Annotated in this window: 3 protein-coding genes; all 3 read right to left on the bottom strand. The window is 55.3% G+C overall.

The features are described 5' to 3' along the window. Window positions 1-856: apolipoprotein N-acyltransferase (locus tag AC2VLY_RS12180; protein ID WP_486922359.1), on the bottom strand; the 856-nt coding region annotated here is incomplete at its 3' end. After that, complete coding sequence (locus AC2VLY_RS12175) at window positions 853-1,728, bottom strand: CorC family transporter (protein ID WP_486893314.1); 876 nt, start codon at window positions 1,726-1,728, stop codon at window positions 853-855. The genes AC2VLY_RS12175 and AC2VLY_RS12180, both read right to left, overlap by 4 nt. Then, entirely contained in the window at window positions 1,721-1,861 is a 141-nt protein-coding gene (gene ybeY / locus AC2VLY_RS12170) for an rRNA maturation RNase YbeY (protein WP_486922360.1), read from the bottom strand. Before ybeY ends, AC2VLY_RS12175 begins: the two co-directional genes overlap by 8 nt. Between the last annotated feature and the right edge of the window lie 3 nt (window positions 1,862-1,864).

The following is a 1,864-nucleotide window of genomic DNA, read 5'->3' as shown; positions in this document are numbered from 1 at the left end:
GAATAATCAGTTCAGGAATTTCTGTCTGAAAAATGGGAAAGGCGGTTTCCGGCAAAACCACCAGCTGGCTATTTTTGGGCGTCTGCAAAATCAGTTGTACGTAATGATGCAGTATCTGGCTGATGGCTGCAGTATTCCATTTTTCGGTGATGGGAATATTACCCTGCACCAGACTGACCCGGAGCTTGTGCCCGACGGGATGGGTGAAGCTGACTGACCCTGCCGCCAGAGCCACTCCGGAAAGCACCAGCAAGGCAGAAACGCCGCCAAGCAGTGCCCGTCTGGATTGGGATTCGCGCAACATCCATAACAAAATAGTGGCAAAACCGGCGGTGGCGAGCCCGACCCCATACTGCCCCAGCCAGGCGGAGAAACCACCCAGAAAAACGTGGGTCTGCGTATATCCTGTGGCCAGCCAGGGGAAGCCCGTGAAGAACCTGGCGCGACACCATTCCGCAAATACCCACAACACCGGTAAAGCGACAAGACGCGCATTTCCCCGAAAAAAACGGGTAGCCAGCCATAGGGCCAAAGCTGGATAAATGGCACAATAAGCCGCCAGCAGCGCTACCGCCCCACCCGCAAGGAACCAGTCCATATGGGCAAAATTGTGCAGGGTGATGGATATCCAGCTGACTCCGCTAGAAAATGCCCCGAAACCAAAAGCGTACCCCAAAGCGGCAGCCCGCCGGGGACGTTCAGCTGTGGTAGCCAACCAGAACAGCGCAAATAGCAGAATGATGGCGAGAAACCAGGCATTAAAAGGGGCAAAAGCCAAAGGCCAGAGCACACCCAAAATTAATGCGGCCAGAAGCCGCAAAGGAAACGCCCATGATTTGATGGAATCCTGAATCATGCACTATCCTGATCGGGCAATTCGGGCAGCGCTGCACTGCGCGGAGGAGACACCCGGACAATCTGTACCCGGCGTCGATCGGCTCTTAACACTTCCAGTCGCAAATTACCCTCCTCAATCACTTCGCCCACCCTTGGCACATGCCCAAGCCGCGTAGCCACCCAGCCACCCAGGGTGTCCGCGTGTTCATCTGCCAGATGCGCCGCAAAATGTTCATTGAAATCCTCCAGGGGAATCAGCGCATTCACCAGAAAGTCACCATCTTCCCGTGAGGCTATCATGACATCTTCGTCAATGTCATATTCGTCTTCAATTTCCCCGACGATGATTTCCAGCACGTCCTCGATGGTAATGAGGCCGGCCACCCCGCCATATTCATCAACCACCACCGCCATGTGGTGACGACCGGTGCGAAACTCATAGAGCAGGTGATCCAGATGTTTGCTTTCGGGAATAAATGTCGCGGGTCGCAACAACTCTCCCAAGCGTGGCATGGACATGCCCGAACGACAGGCCTGAAGCAAATCCTTGGCCAGCAGGATGCCGCGCACGTCGTCGCGATCCTCTCCCACCACCGGAAAACGCGAGTGCCCGACTTCCGAAACCCTGGCGATGATTTCCGGCAATGGCATATCCATCTCAATCACTTCCATCTGAGCGCGGGGAATCATCACGTCACGGACGGTCAATTCGCCCATCCGGAAAATCCCATCCACCATGCGTGCCGCTTCGGCATCAATCACCTGACGCTCGCCAGCCTCCCGGACCAGATCCAGCAAACTGTCCTGATCTTCCACATTGCCGCGCAGGGACTGGGTAAAACGCGCCCACCAACTCCGTGGGCGCTCCTGGGTACTTCGATCTTCACTCATGTATTTGGTTCAGGTAAGGGTCGGCCACACCCATTTCAGCCAGCAATCGGGTTTCCAGTTGTTCCATGATCTGTGCTTCGTGGTCTTCGACATGGTCATAGCCCAACAAATGCAAGGTACTGTGAATCAGCAAGTG

This window comes from Acidithiobacillus sp. TH-A36 (genome assembly GCF_057473445.1).
The sequence above is the reverse complement of the archived record's forward strand: the minus strand, read 5'-3'. Positions and strand labels throughout refer to the sequence as shown.